Source organism: Streptomyces sp. NBC_00690 (assembly GCF_036226685.1).
In the GTDB taxonomy this organism is placed as follows: domain Bacteria; phylum Actinomycetota; class Actinomycetes; order Streptomycetales; family Streptomycetaceae; genus Streptomyces.
Window position 1 is genome coordinate 288,462 of sequence record NZ_CP109009.1, and the last position, 21,862, is coordinate 310,323.

At 67.7% G+C, this 21,862-nt stretch carries 21 protein-coding genes; 14 read left to right on the forward strand and 7 right to left on the reverse strand.

The genetic code is table 11. The annotated features are described in order from the left end of the window. Positions 1-168 precede the first annotated feature (168 nt). Positions 169-774 (reverse strand): maleylpyruvate isomerase family mycothiol-dependent enzyme, encoded by a 606-nt coding sequence (locus OID54_RS01345; protein WP_329027203.1) that lies wholly within the window; start codon positions 772-774, stop codon positions 169-171. Between the two features lie 417 nt (positions 775-1,191). Between OID54_RS01345 and OID54_RS01350 the strand changes: the two genes are divergently transcribed. The 4 genes from OID54_RS01350 to OID54_RS01365 all read left to right on the forward strand — a co-directional run bounded on the left by OID54_RS01350 (position 1,192) and on the right by OID54_RS01365 (position 5,283). Beyond that, entirely contained in the window at positions 1,192-1,434 is a 243-nt protein-coding gene (locus OID54_RS01350) for a hypothetical protein (protein WP_329012618.1), read from the forward strand. Positions 1,435-1,694: 260 nt separating this feature from the next. Next, positions 1,695-2,735, forward strand: a complete 1,041-nt coding sequence (locus OID54_RS01355) for an NAD(P)-dependent alcohol dehydrogenase (protein ID WP_329012621.1) — start codon at positions 1,695-1,697, stop codon at positions 2,733-2,735. A 621-nt stretch (positions 2,736-3,356) separates the two neighbouring features. Then, positions 3,357-4,364, forward strand: coding sequence for an ABC transporter substrate-binding protein (locus tag OID54_RS01360; RefSeq protein WP_329012624.1), 1,008 nt, complete (start codon positions 3,357-3,359; stop codon positions 4,362-4,364). 163 nt (positions 4,365-4,527) lie between these two features. Further along, the gene (locus OID54_RS01365) at positions 4,528-5,283 is read left to right on the forward strand and encodes a YqjF family protein (RefSeq protein ID WP_329027204.1); all 756 of its coding nucleotides are present in this window, start codon (positions 4,528-4,530) and stop codon (positions 5,281-5,283) included. Positions 5,284-5,293: 10 nt separating this feature from the next. Here OID54_RS01365 and OID54_RS01370 read toward each other — a convergent pair whose 3' ends face one another. The 3 genes from OID54_RS01370 to OID54_RS01380 form a co-directional block, all read right to left on the reverse strand. Then, positions 5,294-9,049 (reverse strand): tetratricopeptide repeat protein, encoded by a 3,756-nt coding sequence (locus OID54_RS01370; protein ID WP_329012627.1) that lies wholly within the window; start codon positions 9,047-9,049, stop codon positions 5,294-5,296. Between the two features lie 220 nt (positions 9,050-9,269). Further along, positions 9,270-9,749, reverse strand: a complete 480-nt coding sequence (locus tag OID54_RS01375; RefSeq protein ID WP_329012630.1) for a diadenosine tetraphosphate hydrolase — start codon at positions 9,747-9,749, stop codon at positions 9,270-9,272. A gap of 344 nt (positions 9,750-10,093) precedes the next feature. Then, positions 10,094-11,302, reverse strand: a complete 1,209-nt coding sequence (locus tag OID54_RS01380; RefSeq protein WP_329012633.1) for an alkene reductase — start codon at positions 11,300-11,302, stop codon at positions 10,094-10,096. A 62-nt stretch (positions 11,303-11,364) separates the two neighbouring features. Between OID54_RS01380 and OID54_RS01385 the strand changes: the two genes are divergently transcribed. Then, the gene (locus OID54_RS01385; protein WP_329027206.1) at positions 11,365-11,742 is read left to right on the forward strand and encodes a MerR family transcriptional regulator; all 378 of its coding nucleotides are present in this window, start codon (positions 11,365-11,367) and stop codon (positions 11,740-11,742) included. A 191-nt stretch (positions 11,743-11,933) separates the two neighbouring features. Continuing rightward, positions 11,934-13,430, forward strand: coding sequence for an FG-GAP-like repeat-containing protein (locus OID54_RS01390; protein ID WP_329012636.1), 1,497 nt, complete (start codon positions 11,934-11,936; stop codon positions 13,428-13,430). Positions 13,431-13,726: 296 nt separating this feature from the next. Here the strand turns inward: OID54_RS01390 and OID54_RS01395 are convergent, their stop codons facing one another. Further along, a complete protein-coding gene (locus OID54_RS01395; RefSeq protein WP_329012638.1) occupies positions 13,727-14,287 on the reverse strand; it encodes a hypothetical protein in 561 nt (186 codons plus the stop codon). A gap of 218 nt (positions 14,288-14,505) precedes the next feature. Between OID54_RS01395 and OID54_RS01400 the strand changes: the two genes are divergently transcribed. Together OID54_RS01400 and OID54_RS01405 are read left to right on the forward strand one after the other, a co-directional pair. Then, positions 14,506-15,003 (forward strand): DUF2975 domain-containing protein, encoded by a 498-nt coding sequence (locus OID54_RS01400; protein WP_329012643.1) that lies wholly within the window; start codon positions 14,506-14,508, stop codon positions 15,001-15,003. Continuing rightward, positions 15,003-15,275 carry a helix-turn-helix domain-containing protein gene (locus OID54_RS01405; protein WP_329012645.1) on the forward strand — a complete coding sequence of 91 codons (273 nt, stop codon included), beginning with the start codon at positions 15,003-15,005 and terminating at the stop codon, positions 15,273-15,275. The genes OID54_RS01400 and OID54_RS01405 overlap by 1 nt, the downstream gene beginning before the upstream one ends. Before the next feature lie 40 nt (positions 15,276-15,315). Here the strand turns inward: OID54_RS01405 and cynR are convergent, their stop codons facing one another. Next, a complete protein-coding gene (gene cynR / locus OID54_RS01410; protein WP_329027208.1) occupies positions 15,316-16,233 on the reverse strand; it encodes a transcriptional regulator CynR in 918 nt (305 codons plus the stop codon). Between the two features lie 127 nt (positions 16,234-16,360). On the opposite strand from cynR, the gene OID54_RS01415 reads away from it, so the two are divergent. The 3 genes from OID54_RS01415 to OID54_RS01425 all read left to right on the forward strand — a co-directional run bounded on the left by OID54_RS01415 (position 16,361) and on the right by OID54_RS01425 (position 18,149). Further along, positions 16,361-16,966 carry a carbonic anhydrase gene (locus OID54_RS01415; RefSeq protein WP_329012648.1) on the forward strand — a complete coding sequence of 202 codons (606 nt, stop codon included), beginning with the start codon at positions 16,361-16,363 and terminating at the stop codon, positions 16,964-16,966. A 104-nt stretch (positions 16,967-17,070) separates the two neighbouring features. After that, a complete protein-coding gene (gene cynS / locus OID54_RS01420) occupies positions 17,071-17,541 on the forward strand; it encodes a cyanase (RefSeq protein ID WP_329012651.1) in 471 nt (156 codons plus the stop codon). 110 nt (positions 17,542-17,651) lie between these two features. Continuing rightward, entirely contained in the window at positions 17,652-18,149 is a 498-nt protein-coding gene (locus OID54_RS01425; protein WP_329012653.1) for a nucleoside deaminase, read from the forward strand. A gap of 141 nt (positions 18,150-18,290) precedes the next feature. Here OID54_RS01425 and OID54_RS01430 read toward each other — a convergent pair whose 3' ends face one another. Next, positions 18,291-18,767, reverse strand: coding sequence for a winged helix-turn-helix transcriptional regulator (locus OID54_RS01430; protein WP_329012655.1), 477 nt, complete (start codon positions 18,765-18,767; stop codon positions 18,291-18,293). Positions 18,768-19,003: 236 nt separating this feature from the next. Between OID54_RS01430 and OID54_RS01435 the strand changes: the two genes are divergently transcribed. The 3 genes from OID54_RS01435 (at position 19,004) to OID54_RS01445 (ending at position 21,726) form a co-directional block, all read left to right on the forward strand. After that, the gene (locus OID54_RS01435) at positions 19,004-20,377 is read left to right on the forward strand and encodes an MFS transporter (RefSeq protein ID WP_329027210.1); all 1,374 of its coding nucleotides are present in this window, start codon (positions 19,004-19,006) and stop codon (positions 20,375-20,377) included. A gap of 132 nt (positions 20,378-20,509) precedes the next feature. Next, positions 20,510-20,893, forward strand: a complete 384-nt coding sequence (locus tag OID54_RS01440) for a hypothetical protein (protein ID WP_329012658.1) — start codon at positions 20,510-20,512, stop codon at positions 20,891-20,893. Beyond that, positions 20,890-21,726, forward strand: a complete 837-nt coding sequence (locus OID54_RS01445) for an SAM-dependent methyltransferase (protein WP_329012661.1) — start codon at positions 20,890-20,892, stop codon at positions 21,724-21,726. The genes OID54_RS01440 and OID54_RS01445 overlap by 4 nt, the downstream gene beginning before the upstream one ends. Positions 21,727-21,862: the final 136 nt, after the last annotated feature.

The following is a 21,862-nucleotide window of genomic DNA, read 5'->3' on the forward strand; positions in this document are numbered from 1 at the left end:
CGTTCAGCCGTTGCGGCGGCCCGAGAGGTTGACCGGGCAGCAGTAGCGAACGCTCGGGCGGTCCCGGTCGCGGAGCTTCGATCTGCATGCTTCGGCCCAGTCGGAAGCTCTGCGATCGGGTGGCCTCGCCTTCGAGCGGGCGGTGCTGCTCCTTCGGAGGCAAGGAGATCAGACCGGCATGGCGAGCAGGCCCGCGCCTGGCCCGGCGAGCTCGTCCGGCGCCACCCGTCGCCCGGAGACGGCCAGCAGCAGTGAAAGCGCTGTTCCGCTCACTTCCGGACCGGCTCCGATCGACACATCGGCGTCCACTGCGGTGAGCCGCACACGGGCCACGAGTTCCTTGGCTCCGCCGAAGGAGGCTGGGGTGCGAGTCTGCAACTGTAGGGACCTGACGACTGCCTCCTGTGCGTAGGCATGGGTGAGGCCCAAGGGTCTACGGATGTCCTCGCCGTGGATGACCTCCTCGACGAGCCGGCTGTCGAGGGGTGCCGGCGGGGACGACCGCCGTGCGGCGACCTGCCGCAGCCGCTCCAAGGTCTCCTGGGGTGAGGCACCGCGCTCGCGTTCCACACCGCTCGCGTTCTGGCGGTCGAAGTCGAACCGGGCTCGGACGAGACCGACGACGAAGCCCAGGCGCGTCGTGCGGGCCGAATCAACGAGATGGGCGACCACGTCATGGACGGTCCACCCGTCACACAGGGACGGCTCCCCCCACTGCTCGTCGTCGAGTCGGGTGAGGTCATCAATCAGCGCCGCCCGCTCCGCGTGCACCATCGACCAGACGTCGTTCTTCACGGTTCCTCCTTCGTACACCACCACATTGCCCGCCAGCTGAGACTCTCGCCAGGACGGGAACTCATCGCTCGTGAGCGAAGCCGCCGCAACCAGGCGGGTACCCGCCCGACAGACGCAGCGGACGCGTCAACGCGCGATGAACCCATTTCCTGCAAACGCCTCCCGTTCGACGGCTCCCTCGTCGTGCATGCCGCCCCGCGCGATACCCGCGGACCGGCTGCGCATCGACCTGCTGGCCTACCCCCGCGGTTCATTTTCGGCCCGAAGGCCCTACCGCGAGAACGCAATGGGAATGTGCGCCTCCCGTTGTCCCTCGGGGTGGGCAGCGGGAGGCTTCAGTGCAGCCGCCGGGGTCCAGCCCCGGTGTCCCGAGGTCGAGAAGGAGTGCGCATCGTCATGTCCTTACGCAGAATGCTCTCCACCGCAGGCGTGAGCGTGGTTCTGGTGAGCGCCGGACTACTGACGGCTCCGGCAGCCCAAGCCGCGCCCGCACCCGGGCCCGCCCACTGGGTTTCCTTCGGTCCGTATCCGACGTACGAGCGGTGCAAGGCTACGGGCGACCATCTGGTCAGCATTTGGCTGATCACCGAATTCACGTGCGCCCCGTACCCGCCGCACACGCTGTCCGTCTGGAAGTAGTGGCTGAGGCCAAGGAACGAGCCGGCACACCTGATCGTCCAGGGTGTGCCGGTTCCCTGTGCCCCCGGCGTGAACACGGTGACCGGTGCGGCGGCGGATCCGCATCGTACGTCGGGTCTGAGCCTGGCCGGCCCCGGCTCCGATGGCCGGGCTCCGGCAGCCGGCGTACCGTCGTTCGATGTGGGCCGGTGGCATATCGCACGGACCGCGTGCGGTCGATCGGCCTCGGATTTGCCCCCTACCAGCAGGGGAGAACCGTCGTGAAGGCAGTTCAGTACCGTGCGATCGGCGCGGATCCCGAGGTCGTCGACATCCCGGCCCCGGAGCCGGGACCCGGTCAGATTCTATTGAAGGTCACCGCGGCCGGCGTATGCCACTCCGATATCGCGGTGATGTCGCTCCCCGCCGAGCGGATCGCCTTCCCGCTGCCCCTTACCCTCGGGCACGAGGGAGCCGGTGTGGTGGCCGGGCTCGGCAGCGGAGTGTTCGGCGTGACGGTCGGGGATGCGGTCGTCGTGTACGGGCCGTGGGGGTGTGGCGTCTGTCCGATCTGCGCATCCGGCCGGGAGAACTACTGTCCACATGCGCGCACCCTGGGCATCCACCCTCCGGGCCTCGGCTCACCTGGCGCGATGGCGGAATACATGCTCGTCGATGATGTACGGCATCTGGTGCCGATCGGCGGGCTAGACCCGGTGGCCACGGTGCCACTGACCGACGCCGGTCTGACGCCCTATCACGCGATCCGTCGTGCGCTACCGAAGCTGGTACCCGGATCCACCGCCGTCGTCATCGGCACCGGCGGTCTGGGGCACCTCGCCATCCAACTGCTGAGAGTGCTCACGCCTGCGCGGGTCATCGCCCTCGACGTGTCCGAGGACAAGCTCCGATTGGCCCGGAGCGTCGGCGCACACGAAGCGCTTCCTTCGGATGAGAATGCCGCCCCGCGCGTGCGCGAACTCACCGACGGCCACGGCGCCCAGGCCGTCTTCGACTTCGTGGGCATCGACCTCACCGGCCGTATGGCAGCCGACATGGCCGGTATGGACTCCGACATCCAGCTCGTCGGCATCGGGGGCGGCACCGTCCCGGTGGGGTTCGCCCAGGTCCCCTACGGGGCGTCGGTCACCGCACCCTACTGGGGCGGTCGTACTGAACTGGCCGAAGTCGTCGCGCTCGCCCAGGACGACGTGCTCTCCGTACACACCGAGACGTTCGGCATCGACGAGGCGCCACTCGCCTACGAGCGACTGCACGCCGGCAACATCACGGGCCGCGCCGTCATCCTCCCCCACGGCTGAGCCCCCGGCGCCTCGGCAGTCGGCAGTCGGCAGTCGGCAGTCGGCGCGAGCGTTGTCCGGGCACCCGGCCCGCCCGCACGAGGGGCGGTTCTCCCCCTGAGGCACATCAAGGAGCAGGCAAGGCATTCCTGGCGGTCTCATCCGACAGAGTGCCCGGTCCCCCCATGTGCGTGCTCTCGGAGCGTCAACCCGTGGACGCGACCAGATGCTCTCCGTCTTTTGCACCTACGGCCTTGCCGCACTGCGGCCGGCTGCCCCGATCCGGCGAACAAGAGCAATTGCGAATCAACTTCACTATTAAGTAAGGTGTACCTAAGTTTCTTTGGCCGGATCATCTCTATGCCCGGCTTCATGAGCAGGAGTACGAGAACGGAATCCGCGGCGACCGCGAGCGCACCGCGCGTACCCGCGAACAGGAAGGTGCACGGCCATGACCCACGCCGAGCAGCGCGACCATGCCCGCCGCCCGGCCCACCCCGACAACACAACGATCTCCTCTGCGTCCCACCGGCGCTCGTAGCCTTCGGCCGATGCCCCCGATCACCGAGCCGGCGCTGAGCCGCGCCTGAAACTCCACCGGTACCGCCGGAATCCACACTTCGCACGAAACGAGGCACACCCATGTCCCCACTCCCCCGCTTGATGCGCGCTGTCACGGCCCTCGCCGTCGCAGGGCTCGTCCTCACCGGCTGCTCCGACAGTGATTCCGACACCCCCCGGGAGAAGGGAGCCTCGGACACCCAGGGGCAACAGGGCGCATTCCCGTTGGCCCTGACCCATGGCCAGGGCAAAGTCACCATCCCCCGCAAGCCGGAGCGGGTCGTCGTGCTCGGGTTCGCCGATGCTCAGATAGCAGCGGCGCTCGGCGCTCCCGTGGTCGGTGGAACCCGTAACACCTCTTCGACCGACGGCAACTGGTTGGGCGTCTCACCAGCCTTCTCATCCGAGGTGCTGACACTCGACGCCATCAACCCGAACCTGGAGAAGATCCTCGCACTCAAGCCGGATCTCATCCTGATGACGACCGCACAGCCCGGGTACGGCAGCGCCTACAAGAAGTTGTCGGCGATCGCGCCCGTCATCTCGTACAAGAACAAGCTGCTCCAGGATTCGGGCGATGAGCTGACCACGCTCATCGGTCAGGCGCTCGGGGAGGAGAAGAAGGCCGAGCAACTCATTGCCAAGTCGCACAAGTCACTCGCCGACTTCGCCGCTGCGCACCCGGGGCTGAAGGGCAAGGGATACGCGTTCGGACAGGAGGCCAGCGGTACGGTCCACGCCGTCGTCGCGGCCGACGGGCCCACCGCCCGCTTCTTCGGGGCGCTCGGGATGAAGCTGCCGGAACCACTGGTGAAGCTGGGTATCGAGTCCGGCGGCAAGACGCAACTCTCGCAGGAGAACCTGGATCTGTTGGACAACGCCCAGATCGCGTTCTTCGGGGTGCCGGACAAGAAGGCAGGGGAAGCCTTCGCCAAGCGGCCGGTGGTGTCGTCCCTCAAGCTGACGACCAGTGGAAGCCTCCACTTCCTCGACTACAACGAGTCGGGCATGCTGCTGGGGCCCAACCCCGCCGTGACGGACCTGCTGCTGGCGAAGTTGGGACCCGCATTGAAGAAGGCTTCGGCGTAGCCGGACCGGACCCCGCGTTCCATCCGGCGTGGGGTCCGCAACCCAGGTGGGCAACGCTGCTGCGATGTCAGTGGTACGGGGTTGACTGCCCTTCATGACCCCTGTCGAAATCCTCGCCGCTCCGTGGGCCGGTCGGTCCGGTCGCTCTGCGATGCTCAACCCCATGCCGAGCACCGAACACCGCCCAGAGCCTGTCAGTCCGGACGCCCCCGCGACGATAGAAAGTCCACTGCTCACCCAGTCGTGGTTGGACCTCGCCTTCGTCCACTGGGCCGTGGACCCGGCGCTCGTTGCCGGGCTGTTGCCGACCGGAACCGTGCCCGACACCCTCGACGGCACCACGTATGTCGGCCTGGTGGCCTTCCGTATGCACCGGGTGGGCTGGTTCCGGTTGCCTGGCATCCCCTACTTCGGTGCCTTCCCGGAGACGAACGTACGCCTGTACTCGGTCGACGCAGATGGAAGGCGCGGTGTGGTGTTCCGCTCGATGGACGCCTCCAGGCTGATACCGGTGATCATGGGCAGGGCCGGCTTCCGGTTGCCGTACTTGTGGTCGCGCATGTCCGTCCGCTCGGAGGGTGACACCTTCGCCTACAGCAGCGTCCGGCGCTGGCCGGGACCTCGTGGGACGAGCAGCCGGATGACCATACGGAAGGGCGAACGCATCGAGGAGCCGACGGAGCTGGAGCACTTTCTGACCGCCCGGTGGGGGATGCACAACGCCCTTGCCGACGGCGTCGCCTTTCTGCCCAACGACCATCCGCGCTGGCCCCTGTATCGGGCACGGCTCATCGACTGCCATGACGAACTGGTGGCGGCGGCCGGGTTGCCCGCACCGCAGGGGGAACCGGTCAGTGTGTTGTATTCGCCTGGAGTCCCCGTCCGGCTCGGTCGGCCGGCCCGTACGCTCCGTACCTGAGGGCACGTGGTCAAGGGCGAGGCAGCGGATACGGCTCGCCCGTGGTTGCTCGCCAGGCTTGTCGGACCGAGTCCGGACGGAGTTCGTCCAGTTCGGCAAGAGCGTCCCGTACGAGGGCTTGGAAGTCGTCGTCCTGCGCGGTCAGGGCAACGCTCCAGGCCCGGACCAGGTCTGCGACAGCGGAGGCATCGTCTTCGGTACGCAGTGAGGCCCGGGTGAGGAGCGTGTAGACGAGCGTTTCCCCCTCGTCCTCATCGCGCAGGGCGGCTGCCAACTCCACCGCCTCCTCGATCGAGTGCAGGGCCTCGGTGTTTCGTTGGTTGTCCTTGAGCGTGTCGGCGAGGTTGTTCAACGACTGGCAGAGGGCTAGACGGTTCGCGGGCACCTTCTGGTCCAGGCCGCGCCGGACGCGTACCGCCTCCTCGATGCGTCCCAGAGCTTCCTCGTGGGATTCGAGTTCGCTGAGGCACTCGGCATGATTGTGCAGCACCATGCCCAGCGTTTCGGGGTCGGCGACCTCACCGTCCTCCGTCAACACCTCGGCCGCCTTCCTGAACCGCTCGACGGCACGATCCGGGCTGCCGTCGCCGCTCAGGATGCGCCCGTGGCTGTACAACACGATCGCCCATTCTTGTCGCACATGGGGCAGGTCCACGGCTGCGGAGTCGGACAGTTCGGCCAGGAGTTCCGCGGCGCGCGCCACTGAGTCGAGGGCTTCCGACACCCGGCCCATGTCGTCGTGGATCAGCGCCAGCAGGTGCAGGGCCTTGGCCAGCTGATGCCGCAGGGCCGCCTGGCCACTCGCGGCCAGCCGGTGCAGGATGGCGGCGGCCTCAGCGGCGAGCGCGAACGCTTCCTCGTACTCCTCCAACTCCTGGAGGACATCTGCCTGGGCGAGGAGGGATTCGACGAGTTCGGGCTCATTGGCTTCGGGGCGGGGTTCGGCCAACTTGCGGTAGATGTCGATCGACTCGTCGTACACGTCGTACGCCCGGTACAGCTGCCTGGTGTCGAGGAGACAGTCCCCGAGGTTGTGGAGCGCGCCGGCGAGTGAGGTGAGGTGGGTTCCCGGTGAGACGGTCGCCAGGGTCCGGCAGATGTCGACGGTCGCGGTGAGCTGTTCGATGGCCTCCTCGTGGCGGCCGAGGCGACGGAGTGCTGCTCCGTTGTTGTTCAGCACATCGGCCAGCAGGGAGAGGTGTCCCTCTCCGTGGCGATCCACGAGCTCGCGCGCCGTACGAACCGCGTCCGCCGCGACATCGGCTGCATCCTGTACTCGCCCCAGCTCGGACAGCGCACCACTGAGGTTGCCCATTCCTTCTACCCATGCAGGGCGGAATCTGTCGCTGCTGAAGGCGTCGAGTTCCCGGTACAGCCGTACTGACTCCTCGGCGGCGGCCAGTCCCTCGTGGTGCCGACCGGCGCCGGCTCGGGCGGCCGAGAGGTTCTGCAGTGCACTCGCCAACCGGAACTGGTACTCCACCCGGTCCTCGTCGGCGGCCTCGTCATGGAGCACCGTGGTCAGCCGCACCGCGTGTTCCAGCACGGCGACCGCTTCCGAGTGTCGTGCGAGATCACTGAGGAGGTTGCCCCGGGTGGTGAGCGCGGTGGCGTAGATCTGCCAATGAGTGGGCGTGGTGTCGACGACCTCGCTCAGCAGGGTGCAACTCCACGTTGCCTTGTCCAGGCCGTCTTCGAAGAAGCCGGAGCGGGCGTAGGCGTTGGCGAGGGTGGTCAGCGCCAGACCCAACTCCGGGGTGAAGTCCGCATCCGATGCGACCAGTTCGGAGTACATCTCAACGGCTTGGGCCGCATGGGTGAGCGCTTGATCGCTCTGGTTCACGTCCGTCAGCCGGCAGGACAGGTTGTGCGTCAGTGTGGCGACGGTCTCCGCGTCGGGTGCCTCCTTGCGCAGTTCGGCGTCGAGAGCTGCCCGTGTGCTGACCACCATGAACGCGGCCAGGGCAAGGCTGCTGTCGGGTAGGTGGTCGACGACGGCGTCCTCCAGGTCGACGCCCGCGCCGGCCGCGGTGGCGCTCACCTCGCTGAGCACACGCACCAGAGCGGTGTCCTGGAGTTGTGTGGCAACGGCGATCGCCAGTGGCAGTCGCGCGGCTGGATCCCCGACCAGTAGCGCCTTCATCGTCTCCGCCACCTGGGGATGTCGTGGCGCTGCCCTGCCCAGCACCGTCAGGGCCCGGGTGATCTGGACGTCTCCGACGCCGTGCGCCGACCATTCGGCGAACTCCGGCTGGTCGAGGAGGGTCGCCGCCACCAGGTCCTCGCCCAGCCGGTCCGGCCGCAGGGGATTCAGAGCGGACGGGCCGCTGTACAGGGCGTCGAGCCAGCGCTGGTAGTGCGCCACGACGTTGCGGCCTTCACCGTCGAAGGTGGGGAGGGCTTGAAGGAGGCTTCGGGCGTCGGCAGGGCTCGGCGCCGTGAACAGTGTCGCTGCGGAGACCACTTGGTCGTGGCGCAGCCGGCTTGGCGAGGGCAACTCGTGGGGCAGTGCCGCCGAGGTCCAGTACCGCCGCTCGTGGTCGAGGACCCGCAGCAGTGGGTCACGGCGGGCGGGCAAAGTTCCGGGCGCTGTCTGGTCGAGGAGTGCGGCCAGTGCTGCGGCGTGCACGTCCAGGACTCGGTCGTAGTGTGCGGTGGTGAGATCTCCGGGCGGTGAGGTCACCGGTGTCGGCAGGTCCAGTCGGGCCGCGAAGGCATGCAGGGCGCGGGCGTACTCGGCGGGCCGGGTGTCGGGCGCAGCGACCACCGAAGGCAGCTCGCGCTCGGTGAGGTCCGTGAAGAAGAGCGAGACACGATCGTCGCGGTGGCGGCGGAGTAGATGTGGCCACACGCCCGACGATCTGGCGAGCAGCAGAAGACGTGACGGGCCGTGCTCGGCCGGTCGGGCGATCAGTTGGGACGTGACGTCGGCGAGTTGTTCGGTGCGGCCCTCCGCATAGTCCACGACGATGAGGAGGGGGCCACGGAGTGCGTGGATCCGGTCGAGGACGGTCCGCGGCGCACTGTCATCGAGCAGCCCGGCGGCCCAGCCGTCAGCCCTCATCAGCTCCACGAGTCGATGGCCGAGCCGGGTCTTGCCCTGGCCGCCGGGCCCGGTCAGAAGGTGGGCGGACAGTCGCTCGGGGGCCAGCAGCCAGTCCACCAGACGGGGGAGTTCGTCGTCCGCCCGCTCGAAGTCGACCACGCCGTAGTCGGCCTGGAGCAACATGCTGGGCAGTGGATCGGAGGGCAGCCGCCGCTGCGGTTCGAACAGGTCCGGGAGCATCAACTCCGGTACCAGTGTGCTGATCTTGTCGGCCAGCACCCGTACATCGTCGCCCAGGGCCCGGTGGCTGATGTATGCGGCCTGACTGTGGGCCAATCTGGCTATATCCGCAGGGAGTTGGGCCGCATCCACGGGTTCCGCACCGTCGAGCAGCACCTGCACCACGGGGATGCCACGTTCGAAGGCACGACGGATCTCGCGTCGTACCCAGTCGTCCTCACGGTCCACCAGGCGCCGACCGCTGTCCGGGGCTTCGGCGAACCAGTCCGGGCCGATGAGGACGAGCAGGATCCGTGTCTGCTCCATGGCCGCGCGAATCGCGTCCGGGTAGGGCTCTCCGGGCAGCATGGTGACGCAGTCCCGGAAGACACGTGCCGCGCCGAAGGCGTCAGAAAGCAGCTCGTAGCAGGCTGCCGCCCCGTATCCGGTGTCGGCGGTGCGGTAGTTGACGAAGAGGTCCACACCGTGCTGGCTCGTCATGAGGCAACCTCGACAATGAGGCCGGTGTTCTCCACGGAGGAGCCAAAGACATCCGGTCCCCTCACCTCAGGCCCCCTCACCTCACCCATGGAATTCCTCGCGCGCAGGTTCAGTCTGCCTTGATCGGTCGGAAGCCCGCATGCTGATCCGCAAGGTCGTCCAACGCGTCGAGTTCGCCGACCCCGGGTGCTGGGGATGGTCGGGGGTGGTCTGCCCACGGTCAGTTCATGGAACGCAAACGGTCCAGTTCTTCGCCAATCGCCGTCCGCAACGGGTCGTGCTGTGGACCAAGTGCGTACTCCTCGTCGGCCCATCTGTCGCGGGGGTAGTGCCACACCGGTGAAACGACCAAGTCGGGTGGCTCCCATGCGAACCGAGGCCATATGTGTGCGTGCAGGAAGCCGTCGGTGTTGCCGAGGATCTCCAGGTTCACCCTTCGGAAGGTCGGATCCGTGCGACGGGCGGCCCGCTCGACTGCTTCTCCCAGGTGATCCATGTCGGACAGGAAGGCGAGCCGCCTGTCCCGGGGCAGGTCGGACAATCTCTCCACCCGCGGATCGTCCGTCAGGAGCACCGAGTAGCCCGGGAGGAACTGCACATCGCCGATCACCGCGAAGCCGGCGTTCAAGCGCCGCAGCACCGTGGGGTTCTCACTGCGCAGAGCACTTCCGATCCGGTCCCGCCGCCAGTCATCGATCATCTGGGAAGGCTACTCGGTGGCCATCGGCCGGCGGGCGGGCGAGTTCGAAGGCGCATCGCGGCGGACGTCGTGGAGCCGTGTCGACGGGACGTGCCGTCGGGACGTGCCATCGGGACGTGCCGTCGGGACGTGCCGTCGGGACGTGCCGTCGGGGTGTGCCGACGGGGTGTGCCGACGGGGTGTGCCGACGGGGTGCAAGGGGCATCCGTGACGCTCACCGCCCCCGGCTCCGCGGGCGGGCTCGGGGTCGGGTCGGGTCGGGTCGGGTCGGGTCGGGTCGCAACAGTGCCCCGCCCGGGAGCGCCTTGGGCCGTCGGGCCCGCCGACCCCTCAGGCGCCCACCGTCATACGGGGGCCTGCGAGCAGGCCGTGTCGATCCGCCGCTGTGCGGCGGTGAGCGTCGGGTAATCGGTGTATCCGGTCGCCCCGCCCGTGTACATGAAGTACTCGTCGCGCGGCGCATTCAGCGGTGCTCCGGCCCGCACCCGCTCGACCAGGTCAGGGTTGGCGAGGAAGGCGCGGCCCAGCGCGATGAGGTCCGCACCGGCTTCCAGTAGACGTTCGCCCGCCGCTCGCCCGCCGTCCACGGGGAACGGCCCACCCCACCCGAGTGCCGGATTGGCGATCAGTGTGCTCGACCAAAACTCCCGGATACGCGCGAACAGTGGTTGGTCCGGATCGGCGAACACGATGTGGAGGTAGGCGAGGTTGGACCCGGCTGTGGTGGTGCTGCCCGAGCGGTCTTCGATGCGGGCTGGTTCACCCCGCCCCGAATCAATTCCGTCGAGTGCCTTGACCAGAGCCGGGTAGAGCGCCTCGGTGTCGTCCTCCCGTACCCCGTTGAAAACACCTCCGGGGGAGATCCGCACACCCACCCGCTGCGGACCGATGGCCTGCGCGACCGCCCGGACGACCTCGACGGCGAAGCGAATGCGGTGCTCGACGGAGCCACCGTACGCATCGTTGCGCCGGTTGCTGTTCGATGCCATGAACTGGTGCAGCAGGTGTCCGTTCGCCGCGTGGACCTCGACGCCTTCGAAGCCGGCGGCGATGGCGTTGCGTGCGGCAGCGGCGAAGTCCGCGATGGTCGACTGGATGTCGTGCACGGACATTTCCCGAGGCACCACCGACGGCTGCTTACCACTCGGGGTGTGAATGGTCTCCGGGAGTGGGATGGGGGACGGAGCGATCGGGACCAGTCCGCTGTTGTCCGGGTGTCCCACCCGGCCCCCGTGTTGCAGTTGGAGGAACATGCGCCCGCCGGCCTGCCGCACCGCCTCGGTGACCCGTCGCCAACCGGCCACTTGGGCTGCGTTGTGGATCGCGGGAATGTTGGGGTAGGTCTGACCGACGGGGTTGGGGGCGGCGGCCTCGGCAATGATCAGCCCGGCACCGGCGCGCTGCGCGTAGTAGGTGCTCATGAGCGTGCCGGGGACCCCGTCGGCGCCGGCCCGGTTGCGGGTCAGCGGCGCCATCACCAGGCGGTTCGGGAGGTTCAGCCGGCCCAGAGTGGCCGGTTCGAGGAGTCGGGAAGTCACCGGTGTGTTTGTCATGCCCGTACGGTAGAAAGTGACACAGGTGTCAGGTTCAAGGCCGGCAAGCGATGGGGGCGGCGATGCGGATCGGCGAGTTGGCGCGCCGGAGCGGCGTGAGCGAGCGCTCTCTGCGCTACTACGAGCAACAGGGTCTGCTCCGCGCGGAGCGGACTCCGGGTGGCCACCGGGATTACGGGGACTGGGCGGTCGACCGTGTTGTTCGCATACAGGCGCTCTACGCCGCGGGGCTGAACAGCAAGAAGATCGCCCAACTCCTGCCCTGTATGAGAGACGTCGACGGCGGTCCCAATGAGTACGCGACGAAGCGCCTGGTCAGCGAACTGATGGCCGAGCGCGACCGCATCGATCGTCTGATCGCCGAGTTGGCTCTGTCCCGCGGGGTCTTGAACGAGGTCATCGACGCCGCGGGAAGCCCGCTCGACACGGAAGGCAGCTAGAAATTCGGGCGGTTCGCCGTCCATGGTCCTTCGCCGGCCTGCCCCGAACTCCTTTTTCTCTAGCGGCTGTTCGGCAGCCTGCAATGCACAACCATTTCCAAGCGCCACGAGTCAGACCGGTTGCACCGGCGGATCCTGTCAGGTGCCCGGCCGCTCCGCGCTCGCCGGCCCGCACCTCCGAGAGGTTGATCATGACCCCCCACCAACTGAGCCGTGGCCCGGCACTCGCCGTCGCGGTCATGGCCGTCGCGGCGCTGACGGCGCCGCTGGTGATCGCCGCTCCCACCGACGCTCGTCCAGCCACACCGAAGAAGGCCGCCGCGAACGACTTCAACGGTGACGGCATCCGTGACCTTGCCGTCGCCGCACCGGGCGGGAATGCGGGCAAGCGGGTGAAGGCCGGCCATGTGTCGGTGTTGTACGGATCGAAGACCAAGCCGGTCACGGCGCGCACTCAGGTGTTCCACCAGGACTCGCCCGGCATCCCCGGGACTGCTGCGGCTGGCGATCAGTTCGGCGCGGCGCTGGCAAGCGGAGACCTCGACCGGGACGGCCACGCCGAGCTTGTCGTGGGAGCATCCAAGGACAGCCCTGGCTCGCGGAAGGAGGCCGGTTCGGTCTCCGTGCTCTGGGGAGGGCCGAAGGGGCTCTCCGGCGGTGCGACGCTGCTGAGCGGCTCCGGGCCCCACGCACTGCTCGGCAAGTCACTTGCCGTGGGCGATTTCGACGGTGACGGCGACCAGGACATAGCCACCACGAACGACCAGAGCCAGGTGCGGGTTCTGCTCGGTCCGTTCACGAGGGACGGCTCCCCGGCCGCGACCACGCTCATCGTGAACGACGGCGAGCGGATCACCGATCTGGCCGCCGGGGACGTGAACCGTGACGGCCGTACGGACCTCGTCGCCGCACGCTACAACCCCGATCTGTACGAGCATCCGGAGACCGCCGTGTGGATGGGGACCGCCAAGGGGCTCGCCCACACCGCGCGGGTCCTCAGGAAGCACATCAACGATCGAACCACTCCGGGCGGCGACAACGTCGACGTCGGGGACGTCAACCGGGACGGCTACGCCGACGTCGTCGTCGGACGGGACGACTTCCGGGAGACCGACATGGACGGGGGGAAGGGCGGCAGGATCATCTTCTTCCCCGGCTCGGCGAGCGGCCCGGTTGTGTCGAGGCTCGTGGTCCTCAGCCAGAACACCAAGGGCGTGCCGGGTACGGCCGCATACCGTGACTACTTCGGTTCGGGAGTGTCGGTGTCCGACGTCAACGGCGACGGCTATGCGGACATCGCGACGGGCCTGCCGGGCAAGAAGGTGGGTACCGTCCAGGCCGCTGGGGCCGTCGTGGTCCTTCGAGGTGGCGCAACGGGCCCCAGCACCACCGGGGCCAAGCTCTTCACCCAGAACACCGCAGGGGTGCCGGGGATCTCCGAGCCGAACGACGCCTTTGGCTTCTCCACCTCGCTGATCGATCTGACCGGAGATGGCCGCGCTGAGCTGGTCGTCGGTGGAACCGGCGAGGATCAGGGCGCTGGTTCGGTGTGGGTCCTCAAGGGGTCGAGGTCCGGCCCGGTCGCGACCGGAGCAACGGCCTTCGGTCACAGCGCCCTCGGGACGGTCGCGGCCCCGCTCAGTGCACTCGGCTTCTCGTTCAGCAACGCCAACACTTACCGCTACTGATCGTCTCGAATGCGGGCCCGGGCCGGCTCACCGGTCCGGGCCATGGAGATTTCCCCCAGCGTGCCCGCGCAACGAGCGGCGCCTTCGACATGCAAGGGCAAGGCATACGGTTCGAATCGCCTTGGTATCGAAGACGCCAGCCCGCGAGCCCTCCTGCGATCCGCAGGCGCGGGGATAGCGACACGCTGTTCGCGCACCCGGCCAATCCCACCAGCAACACAAGCCCCTAGGCCGCCGCCCCGGAAACATCGCACCGCGTCATGACCAGGCCATGATCGCGACGAAGAGTGCTGGTCTCACAGGGGAGCCATCTCCAACTCGCCCATGACCTGGAGACCGACTTGCGCTGCCAGCCACGGAGCGCGGTGGGCTTCGGCCTGCTTCACATGGACGTACACCGTGTGGTCCATCGCAGGATCCTCAAGGTAGAGGTCGCGGGCGTTCAGACAGACCGTCAGGTAGGCGCCTCGGGTGCCGCCATAGCCGAGGCCGATCTCAGGCGCTTCGGGCCAGCCGCTGAAGTCCCAGCGCACCATGGCCGGAACATCCCCCACCGCGGCCAAGAAGCCCTCCACCGCTTCCGGCGGCATCGTCCACCGACTCAGAACAACCGGGAGACACTCGAAGGCAGAGTCACCGTCGCGCGAGGAGCCGGACCGCCCCGGCCCACGCGGCCACCAGTTGGCGTCCGGCATCACCTTGGCCAACCGCTCCAGCTCATCGGCTCGGTGAACCACTGCTTCGAAATCCACTTCGAGTTGCCGGGTATCGGCGAGGTCGATCAGCTGATCTGCGACTCGCAGTACCTCGGCAAGGTCCGCCGTCCTCAGCACCGCTTGTGCGTACGAGTTGCTCATGACGGCAGTCTGCCAAGCCATCCGTTGATCCACGAACGAATGGATCGGCCGTTAACCCGCGGACCAGGACTGCCATGACGCAACAGCCAGCAGGCTGAGGCCAAGACCGGGTTCAGGAGCACGACCGACGCCCAACTCCCCCGATCGAACGCCGCAAGCCTTGCCACACATATCGTTAATCGATAGATTTCCATCGTTACTCAACCGAGGGAGGGGCCATGGGGAAGGTGACCGTGCTTGCGCTACGCGTCGTGATCGTGACGCTGCTCGCCGGCTCAGTGTTCGTGGAAACGGTGATGGTGCCACTGCTGGCCGTCGATCTGGAGGAGCTCGACGCGGACCTCACCCATCTGCGCACCCCGTGCCTGGTGATCGCGGTCCTCGGTGTCACGACGGTTCAGGTGGTTCTCTTCTGCGTGTGGCGACTGGTGACGATGGTGCGTCGCGGCACCGTCTTCTCCCCCGCCGCCTTCCGCTATGTGCACGGGGTGATCGGTGCGTTCGTGACGGCCTCCATCCTGTTGTGTGTGCTCGCGGTTCTCCTGGCCCCGGGGGAGGCCGTTTCTCCGGGCATCGTCCTCCTGGTGTGCGGGGCGGCCCTGGCGCTCCAAGGGATCGCGCTCATCGTGCTCATCCTGCGGATGCTGCTCGCCCAGGCCGTCGCACGTGACGTCGAGGCGGCCCAGTTGCAGGCCGAACTGTCCGAGGTGATCTGATGCCGATCGCCGTTGACATCGATGTGATGTTGGCCAAACGGAAGATGTCCGTGGGCGAACTCGCAGAACGCGTGGGCATCACACCCGCCAATCTGGCGGTGCTCAAGAACGGCCGCGCCAAAGCGGTGCGGTTCACGACTCTCGCCGCACTCTGCGAGGTGCTCGAATGCCAGCCGGGAGACCTCCTGCGCTGGGAAGCCGAAATCCCCGGTCCCGCCGATGCCGCCGATGCCGCCGACAGCACTGACGCGATTGCCACCGATGCAGATTGAGGCTGGACACCCTGCGTCGCGCCGCACGCCGGACCCCTGATCAGCCGTCGGTGTCGGCACTCTGTGGATGGTGATCCGCGGCCCATCGGTGCGCCAACGAGGCGAAGGCGCGTGCAGCCGCGCTGATGTACGCGCTGTCGCGGTGCAGCAGGCTGACCGTGCGGGCGGGCAGAGGCGGAGTGAGGGCGATGGGGTGGAGAGCGGCATGGCCGTGGGTGAGCGCGTCGGGCAGAACCGTCGCCAGATCCGTGCGCTGAACGATCTCGATGAGTGCGCTGATGGAGTTGGCCTCCACCGCAACCACCGGGCGGGCACCCGCGGCAAGGAAGTAGGTGTCGATGTGGCCCCGGGTGGCGAAGTCGTCACTCAGAAGGGCGAGCGGGTGCCCGGTCAGCACTTCGACGGGCAAGGGCTCGGTGCGACCGGTGTCGGAATGCCGTGGTCCGACCACCAGACTGAGCTTCTCGGTGAACAGCGGAGTGCTCTCGATGCCTGCGAGATGGTCGGTGCGAAACGCGATGCCGAGGTCGATGTCATCGGCCAGCAGTCCGGATTCCATGCGGTCCTGGGTCATCTCGCGCACCTCGATGGTGAGGGCCGGGTGATGGGTGTGGAACTCGGCGACGAGCGGACCGATGAGGTACGTCGTGAACGTGGGTGTCATCGCCAGGCGTAGCCGGCCACGGGTGAGGTCCTGCACGTCGAGTACCGCCCTGCGGCCCGCGGCAAGGTCGCGCAGGGCCCGGCGCGCATAGCGGAGGTAGGTCTCCCCGGCGTCGGTCAGGCGCACGGTTCGACCGCTGCGGTCGAGGAGTTGAACGCCCAACACCTTCTCCAACTGCTTGATCTGTTGGGACAGCGTCGGCTGCGAGATATGGAGGTCCTCGGCGGCGCGGGTGAAACTGGCATGTTCGGCGACAGCCAGGAGATACCGAAGATGACGCAGTTCAGGGCCCATACCCACCACCATATAGATGGCATCTATGGAAGTCATCTATAGTACATATTGGACACTATAGACACAGGTCATGCATGGTTGACCACGTCGGCCCCCACCGACGAACCAACCGAAGGAAGAACAGGCCATGCATCACCTCACCGAAGGAATCCGCCGCTTCCACAACGATGTCTTCCCCGCCCGAGCGGAGTTGTTCCGGCACCTCGCGACCACCCATCGACCCAGCACGCTGTTCATCAGCTGCTCTGATGCCCGGGTCGTGCCCGAGCTGATCACCCAACAGGATCCGGGTGAGCTCTTCGTCATCCGCACCGCCGGAAACCTGGTACCCGCCTACGCCTCCGGCGTGGACGGTGTCGCCGCCAGCATCGAGTACGCCGTGGCCGTGCTCGGGGTCAGCGACATCATCGTCTGCGGCCACTCCGCCTGCGGGGCCATGACGGCGCTCGCCGAGCACCACGACCTCACCGCACTGCCTTCCATCGCCGACTGGCTGCGCCACGCCGATGCGTCCAGGGCCCGCACGGAGCCCGCGGCCGAGAACGACGTCAGCGCCCTGGTCCGCGAGAACGTCCTCGCCCAGCTGGCGAACCTCGCCACCCATCCATCGGTGGCACGCGCACTGGCCCGGGAAACCGTCCGTCTGCACGGTTGGATCTTCGACATCGCCACCGGCGCAATCGACGACGCCACCCCCGCCATGGAACGGCCCGCCGCCCTCACGGTCGTCTGATCACCCCGGTGCGCCACTCGCACCTCCGGCACGCGCCGACACGTTCACCCCGCTCCACGCCCTCCCGGCTTCCCGGGAAGGTCCACCTCCAAAGGAGTCCCTTTATGATCCACGCACAGTTCGACCCCACCGCCCGTCAGCAGCTCACGATCGCCGCAGTCGAGGCGAAGACCCGCAAGGACCTCTCCTGGCAGCAGATCGCCGACACCACTGGCCTGTCGGTGGCCTTCGTCACCGCCGCGCTGCTCGGCCAGCACCCGCTGCCCAAGGACGCCGCACACGCCGTCGGCGAGGTGCTGGGACTGGACGAGGACGCCGTTCTCCTGCTCCAGACCGTGCCGATGCGCGGCTCCATCGACGGCGGAATTCCGACGGACCCCACCATCTATCGCTTCTACGAGATGCTCCAGGTCTACGGCACCACGCTCAAGGCCCTGGTCCACGAGCAGTTCGGCGACGGCATCATCAGCGCCATCAACTTCAAGCTCGATGTGCAGAAGGTGGCCGACCCCGACGGCGGCGAGCGCGCGGTGATCACTCTGGACGGCAAGTACCTCCCCACCAAGCCGTTCTGACCACCCCGTACGAAGCACAACTTCATCGGGCCGGGCAGCGTCTGGCCGGCCCGATGTCTCTTGCCCGACCCCGTTTCCCAACAGGGGGCCGACCGTACCAAGGAGGAACCATGGACTTCGCACAACACACCATCGATCTCGCCCGACGCAATGTGGAGGAGGGCGGCCGGCCCTTCGCGACGGTCATCGTCCGCGAGGGCGAGATCCTCGCCGAGAGCCCCAACCGGGTGGCCCAGACCGGCGACCCGACGGCACACGCCGAGGTCCTGGCCATTCGCGACGCGTGCACACGACTGGGCACCGAGCACCTCATCGGCACCACCATCTACGTACTGGCCCATCCCTGTCCGATGTGCCTGGGCGCCCTGTACTACTGCTCACCCGACGAGGTGGTCTTCCTCACCGATCGCGGCGCCTACTCCGCCTACTACGTCGACGACCGCAAGTACTTCGAGCTGGACTCCTTCTACGAGGAGTTCGCCCGGCCCTACGACCAGCGTCGACTCCCCATGCGTCACGAGCCCCGCCCCGATGCGCTCGACGTCTATCGGGCCTGGCGCGAGCACAACGGTGGCGAGCGTCGAGTGGCAGGCGTTCCCACTCGTTGAACGCATCGGTCCACCGCTGTACCGCCCGGACCCACGGGAAACACCGCCCGGGCCGGCGGGGAACACCAACGGGCAACGCCGAAGTGCACAACCCTCCCACGGCGCACCGCCCAGCGCAGAGGCCCCATCGACGCCGCCCCGTCAGGGGTGCGCGCGCCCGGCGAGCTGCGGTCCATCGCCTTCCGTGTGCTGGGCCGCTTCACCGGCCACTCGTGCGTCGTAGGCGGCCCTGGCCCCCGCGATCTCGTTCTGATGCTCCTCGGTCCAGGTGACCAGCGAGCGAATCGTGGTGTGGAGGGTGCAGCCGAGCGGAGTGAGCGCGTACTCCACCCGGGGCGGAACGACCGGATGCACCGTACGACTGACCAGCCCGTCCCGCTCCAACTGGCGCAGGGTCACCGTCAGCATCCGTTGGCTGATGCCGTCGATCTCCCGGCGCAGCTCCGTGAAACGGAGGACACGGCTGTCGAGCAGTGCGATCACCAGGAGGGACCACTTGTCGGCGATCCGGTCCAGGATCTGGCGGACCTCGCAGTCCTCACGGGTGTCCCACTGGAAGGGGTCCGGGTCCCCGCTGTCGTCGAAGTCGGTAACCGGGCGGTGACTTGGTGACTTCAAAGTGCCTCCTTCCCTACCGGTCCATCGTCGCGCAGGATCGATGGAGTTACAAGAAGGAACTGGCCACCCTTCAGGTAACCGATTCCCTGTTGTCCGCCACCCTTCCGCGGAGCCGTTCCATGTCTACCGACCTGCCACCCTCCCCCGCCGAGCGCCCCGCGCCGGCTGATCACCGGGGCGCGCCTTCCAGCAAGCCGTCCGAGACCGGGGGCGGTGCCTTAGCCCCTGTCGAAAAGATGTCCGCGCGCTCCCGGGCCCTATTGCTGGTCCTGTGCGGGGCAATCTTCCTGGAGGGGATCGACATCGCCATGCTCGCGGTGGCGATCCCCACGATCCGGGCGGAGTTGGGTCTCTCCACGGGTACCGCGGCCTGGGTGGTCAGCGGATACGTACTGGGCTACGCGGGGTTCACCCTGCTCGGCGGACGGGCCGCCGACCTGCTCGGCCGCAGACGGATGTTTCTGAGCTGGCTCGTCGTCTTCATCGGCTTCTCGGCGCTCGGCGGACTGGCGACCGAGGGGTGGATGCTGATCGTCTCCCGCTTTGTGACGGGGGTGGCCTCCGCCTTTATGACACCCGCCTCGATGTCGATCATCACCACGTCTTACCCGGAGGGCCGACAGCGCAACCGCGCCCTCCTCATCTTCGCGGGCACCGCGGCCGGGGGCTTCTCGATCGGTCTGGTGATCGGTGGACTGCTCACCCAACTCGGTTGGCGCTGGGTCTTCTACGCGCCGGTACTGCTCGGCGGGATGATTCTCCTTTCGGCCGTACGGCTGATCCCCGTCGGAACTACCCCGGTGCGGCAGGGCGGCTTCGACCTCCCCGGGGCGATGACCGCGGCCGGGGCCATGCTGCTGTTGACGTACGGGATCGTCCGCCTGGAACACGGGCTGGCGCAGTGGCACATGACGATCGCCGTACTCGCCACCGGTCTACTACTGGCGGCACTTTTCATCCGGATCGAGCAACGGTCCCCCTCACCACTCGTACGACTGGGAATACTCCGGCAGGCGTCCGTCGCCCGCGCGGACCTCGGGGCACTGTTGCTGCTCGGCGGCTTCATGGGCTTCCAGTTCATGGTGACGCTCTACCTCCAGGAGATGCGCGGCTGGTCCTCGCTGGAGACCTCCTTGACATTCCTGGTGACGGGCATCGATGTGCTGCTGGCACCGACGGTGACCCCACCACTGGTCGAACGGTACGGAAATGCGCGGGTGATCCTCAGCGGCTTCCTGCTCGCCACCGTGGCGTACGCATTGTTCCTCTGGTTCGGACTGGGCTCGGGGTATCTGATGATGCTGCCGACCCTCCTGCTGACGGGCGTGGCCTTCGCCTTGGCCTATGGCCCGCTCACCATCGCGGCGACGGACGGCGTCGTGGCCGGGGAGCAGGGGCTCGCGGGAGGGCTGCTACACACCGCCACCCAGTTCGGAGCTGCGGTGGGCATTGCGGCTGTGACTGCCGTCCACGGCTGGGCGGGCGGTGGCCTCGACGCCTTCCGCGTGGCTCTGGTGGTACCGCTGATGATGGCGCTGACGGGTCTGGTGCTGTCGGCCACGGGGCTACGACAGCGCACACGCGGCCCGAAGGTGGGGCGACCGGGCTGAGCCAGCGCCCTGAGCAGCGGGGTGACGGGGTGACAGCCAGAGTGGATGTGGTGTCCACCATCGGAGGGAGTTCGCCCGGGTGCACAGACGCGCCTGCGCGCATCCGGGCGACCGCACGGCCACATTGACGACATGACCGCGCACTCAATGAGGGACCTGCTGCTGCATGCGCAACGCGACGTGGCCTTCGCCGAACTGGCACGCACCGACCCCGACACCGCCGCTGCCGACTACGAGCTCAGCACCGAGGAACTGGAGAGCCTGCGGCGCCTCGACTGGGACCTGTACCGATATCTGGTCCCCGCGCTCGCAGGCGGAGGAGACCTATCCCTGACACTCCCGCCGACCACTCTCACCGAACCCCTGCATCTGACCTACCACTCGTTCTCGGAGCTGGTCCGCGGGCCGAAGGGCCCGGAAGCGGAAGCAAAGCGCCGGGACCTGGTGGCGGCCATCGCGACGCTGAGCGGTTCCGAGCGGCGCGCCAAGCTCGAAGAACTGATGGAGTACGTGTGAACGCCGCCCAGCACAGCGTGCGTCGTCCGGTCGACATCTACATCGTCGGCCTCGGTATCCGCAACGTCCAGCAGATCACGCGCGAGGCCGAGCAGGCGGTGCGCCTGAGCAAGAAGGTCTTCACCGTGGATGCCGGGTTCGGCATCGATGAGTTCCTGAGGACTCTGAGCCCCGATGTGCGCAGCATGCTGGACCACTACCAGGAGGGCGGCGACCGGCTGCGCACCTATCGGGCCATGGCGGCCGAGGTCGTGAACGCAGCCGTGGACGACTCCCCCGTGTGCTTCGCCACCTACGGGCATCCCAAGATCTATGTGTACCCCAGCCATCTGATCGAGCAGGCGGCATCACTGCTCGGGCTGACGGTGCGGGTCCTGCCGGGCATCTCGGCGCTGGACACGATCATCACCGATCTGAGTCTCGACCCGGGTCCGCACGGCCTCCAGATGTACGAGGCCACCGATCTTCTGGCCCGTGAACGGCCGTTGCAGTCCGAGGTGCCCTGTCTGTTGTGGCAGGTGTCGGCCGTGGAGACTGCCATGTACACCACCAAGCGGGGCAACGCCGAGCGATACCGCCGGCTCCAGGACTTCCTGCTGCGGACGTATCCGGCGGACCACGAGGTCACCATGGTCCTCAGCTCCACCTATGCGCTGTTGGAGCCGCTGAAGGAGACCTTCCCCCTGGGAGAGCTCGCCCAGTTGCTGGCCCGCGGCCTCCAGGTCGGGACGCTCTACATCCCGCCGCTGAAGGAGCGGCCGATCAGTAATCCCGACATCCTCTACGACGCGTTCAACGCCGAGCACCTGGAGCGCATCACCGCGGGGTCGTGAGCGGGACACCTCGGTCTTGTGAGGGGTGCCTGCCGGACCGTTCCGCGCCTGTCCCCACCTGTCCGCGCGGTCAGGACAGTCAGGGCAGTCAGAGCCTGTCGTGCGGGAAGCGTGGTTCTCGTACGACAGGGCTCGG

What these genes read in the sequence shown, in the direction of transcription:
- OID54_RS01370 (WP_329012627.1), bottom strand. Translation starts at nt 9,049, where the DNA reads ATGACGAGCCAGCACGGTGTGGACCTCTTCGTCAACTACCGCACCGCC.
- OID54_RS01400 (WP_329012643.1), top strand. Translation starts at nt 14,506, where the DNA reads ATGGGGAAGGTGACCGTGCTTGCGCTACGCGTCGTGATCGTGACGCTG.
- OID54_RS01440 (WP_329012658.1), top strand. Translation starts at nt 20,510, where the DNA reads ATGACCGCGCACTCAATGAGGGACCTGCTGCTGCATGCGCAACGCGAC.
- cynS (WP_329012651.1), top strand. Translation starts at nt 17,071, where the DNA reads ATGATCCACGCACAGTTCGACCCCACCGCCCGTCAGCAGCTCACGATC.
- OID54_RS01385 (WP_329027206.1), top strand. Translation starts at nt 11,365, where the DNA reads ATGCGGATCGGCGAGTTGGCGCGCCGGAGCGGCGTGAGCGAGCGCTCT.
- OID54_RS01375 (WP_329012630.1), bottom strand. Translation starts at nt 9,749, where the DNA reads ATGATCGATGACTGGCGGCGGGACCGGATCGGAAGTGCTCTGCGCAGT.
- OID54_RS01435 (WP_329027210.1), top strand. Translation starts at nt 19,004, where the DNA reads ATGTCCGCGCGCTCCCGGGCCCTATTGCTGGTCCTGTGCGGGGCAATC.
- OID54_RS01405 (WP_329012645.1), top strand. Translation starts at nt 15,003, where the DNA reads ATGCCGATCGCCGTTGACATCGATGTGATGTTGGCCAAACGGAAGATG.
- OID54_RS01380 (WP_329012633.1), bottom strand. Translation starts at nt 11,302, where the DNA reads ATGACAAACACACCGGTGACTTCCCGACTCCTCGAACCGGCCACTCTG.
- OID54_RS01345 (WP_329027203.1), bottom strand. Translation starts at nt 774, where the DNA reads ATGGTGCACGCGGAGCGGGCGGCGCTGATTGATGACCTCACCCGACTC.
- OID54_RS01350 (WP_329012618.1), top strand. Translation starts at nt 1,192, where the DNA reads ATGTCCTTACGCAGAATGCTCTCCACCGCAGGCGTGAGCGTGGTTCTG.
- OID54_RS01365 (WP_329027204.1), top strand. Translation starts at nt 4,528, where the DNA reads ATGCCGAGCACCGAACACCGCCCAGAGCCTGTCAGTCCGGACGCCCCC.
- OID54_RS01395 (WP_329012638.1), bottom strand. Translation starts at nt 14,287, where the DNA reads ATGAGCAACTCGTACGCACAAGCGGTGCTGAGGACGGCGGACCTTGCC.
- OID54_RS01390 (WP_329012636.1), top strand. Translation starts at nt 11,934, where the DNA reads ATGACCCCCCACCAACTGAGCCGTGGCCCGGCACTCGCCGTCGCGGTC.
- OID54_RS01425 (WP_329012653.1), top strand. Translation starts at nt 17,652, where the DNA reads ATGGACTTCGCACAACACACCATCGATCTCGCCCGACGCAATGTGGAG.
- cynR (WP_329027208.1), bottom strand. Translation starts at nt 16,233, where the DNA reads ATGGGCCCTGAACTGCGTCATCTTCGGTATCTCCTGGCTGTCGCCGAA.
- OID54_RS01415 (WP_329012648.1), top strand. Translation starts at nt 16,361, where the DNA reads ATGCATCACCTCACCGAAGGAATCCGCCGCTTCCACAACGATGTCTTC.
- OID54_RS01360 (WP_329012624.1), top strand. Translation starts at nt 3,357, where the DNA reads ATGTCCCCACTCCCCCGCTTGATGCGCGCTGTCACGGCCCTCGCCGTC.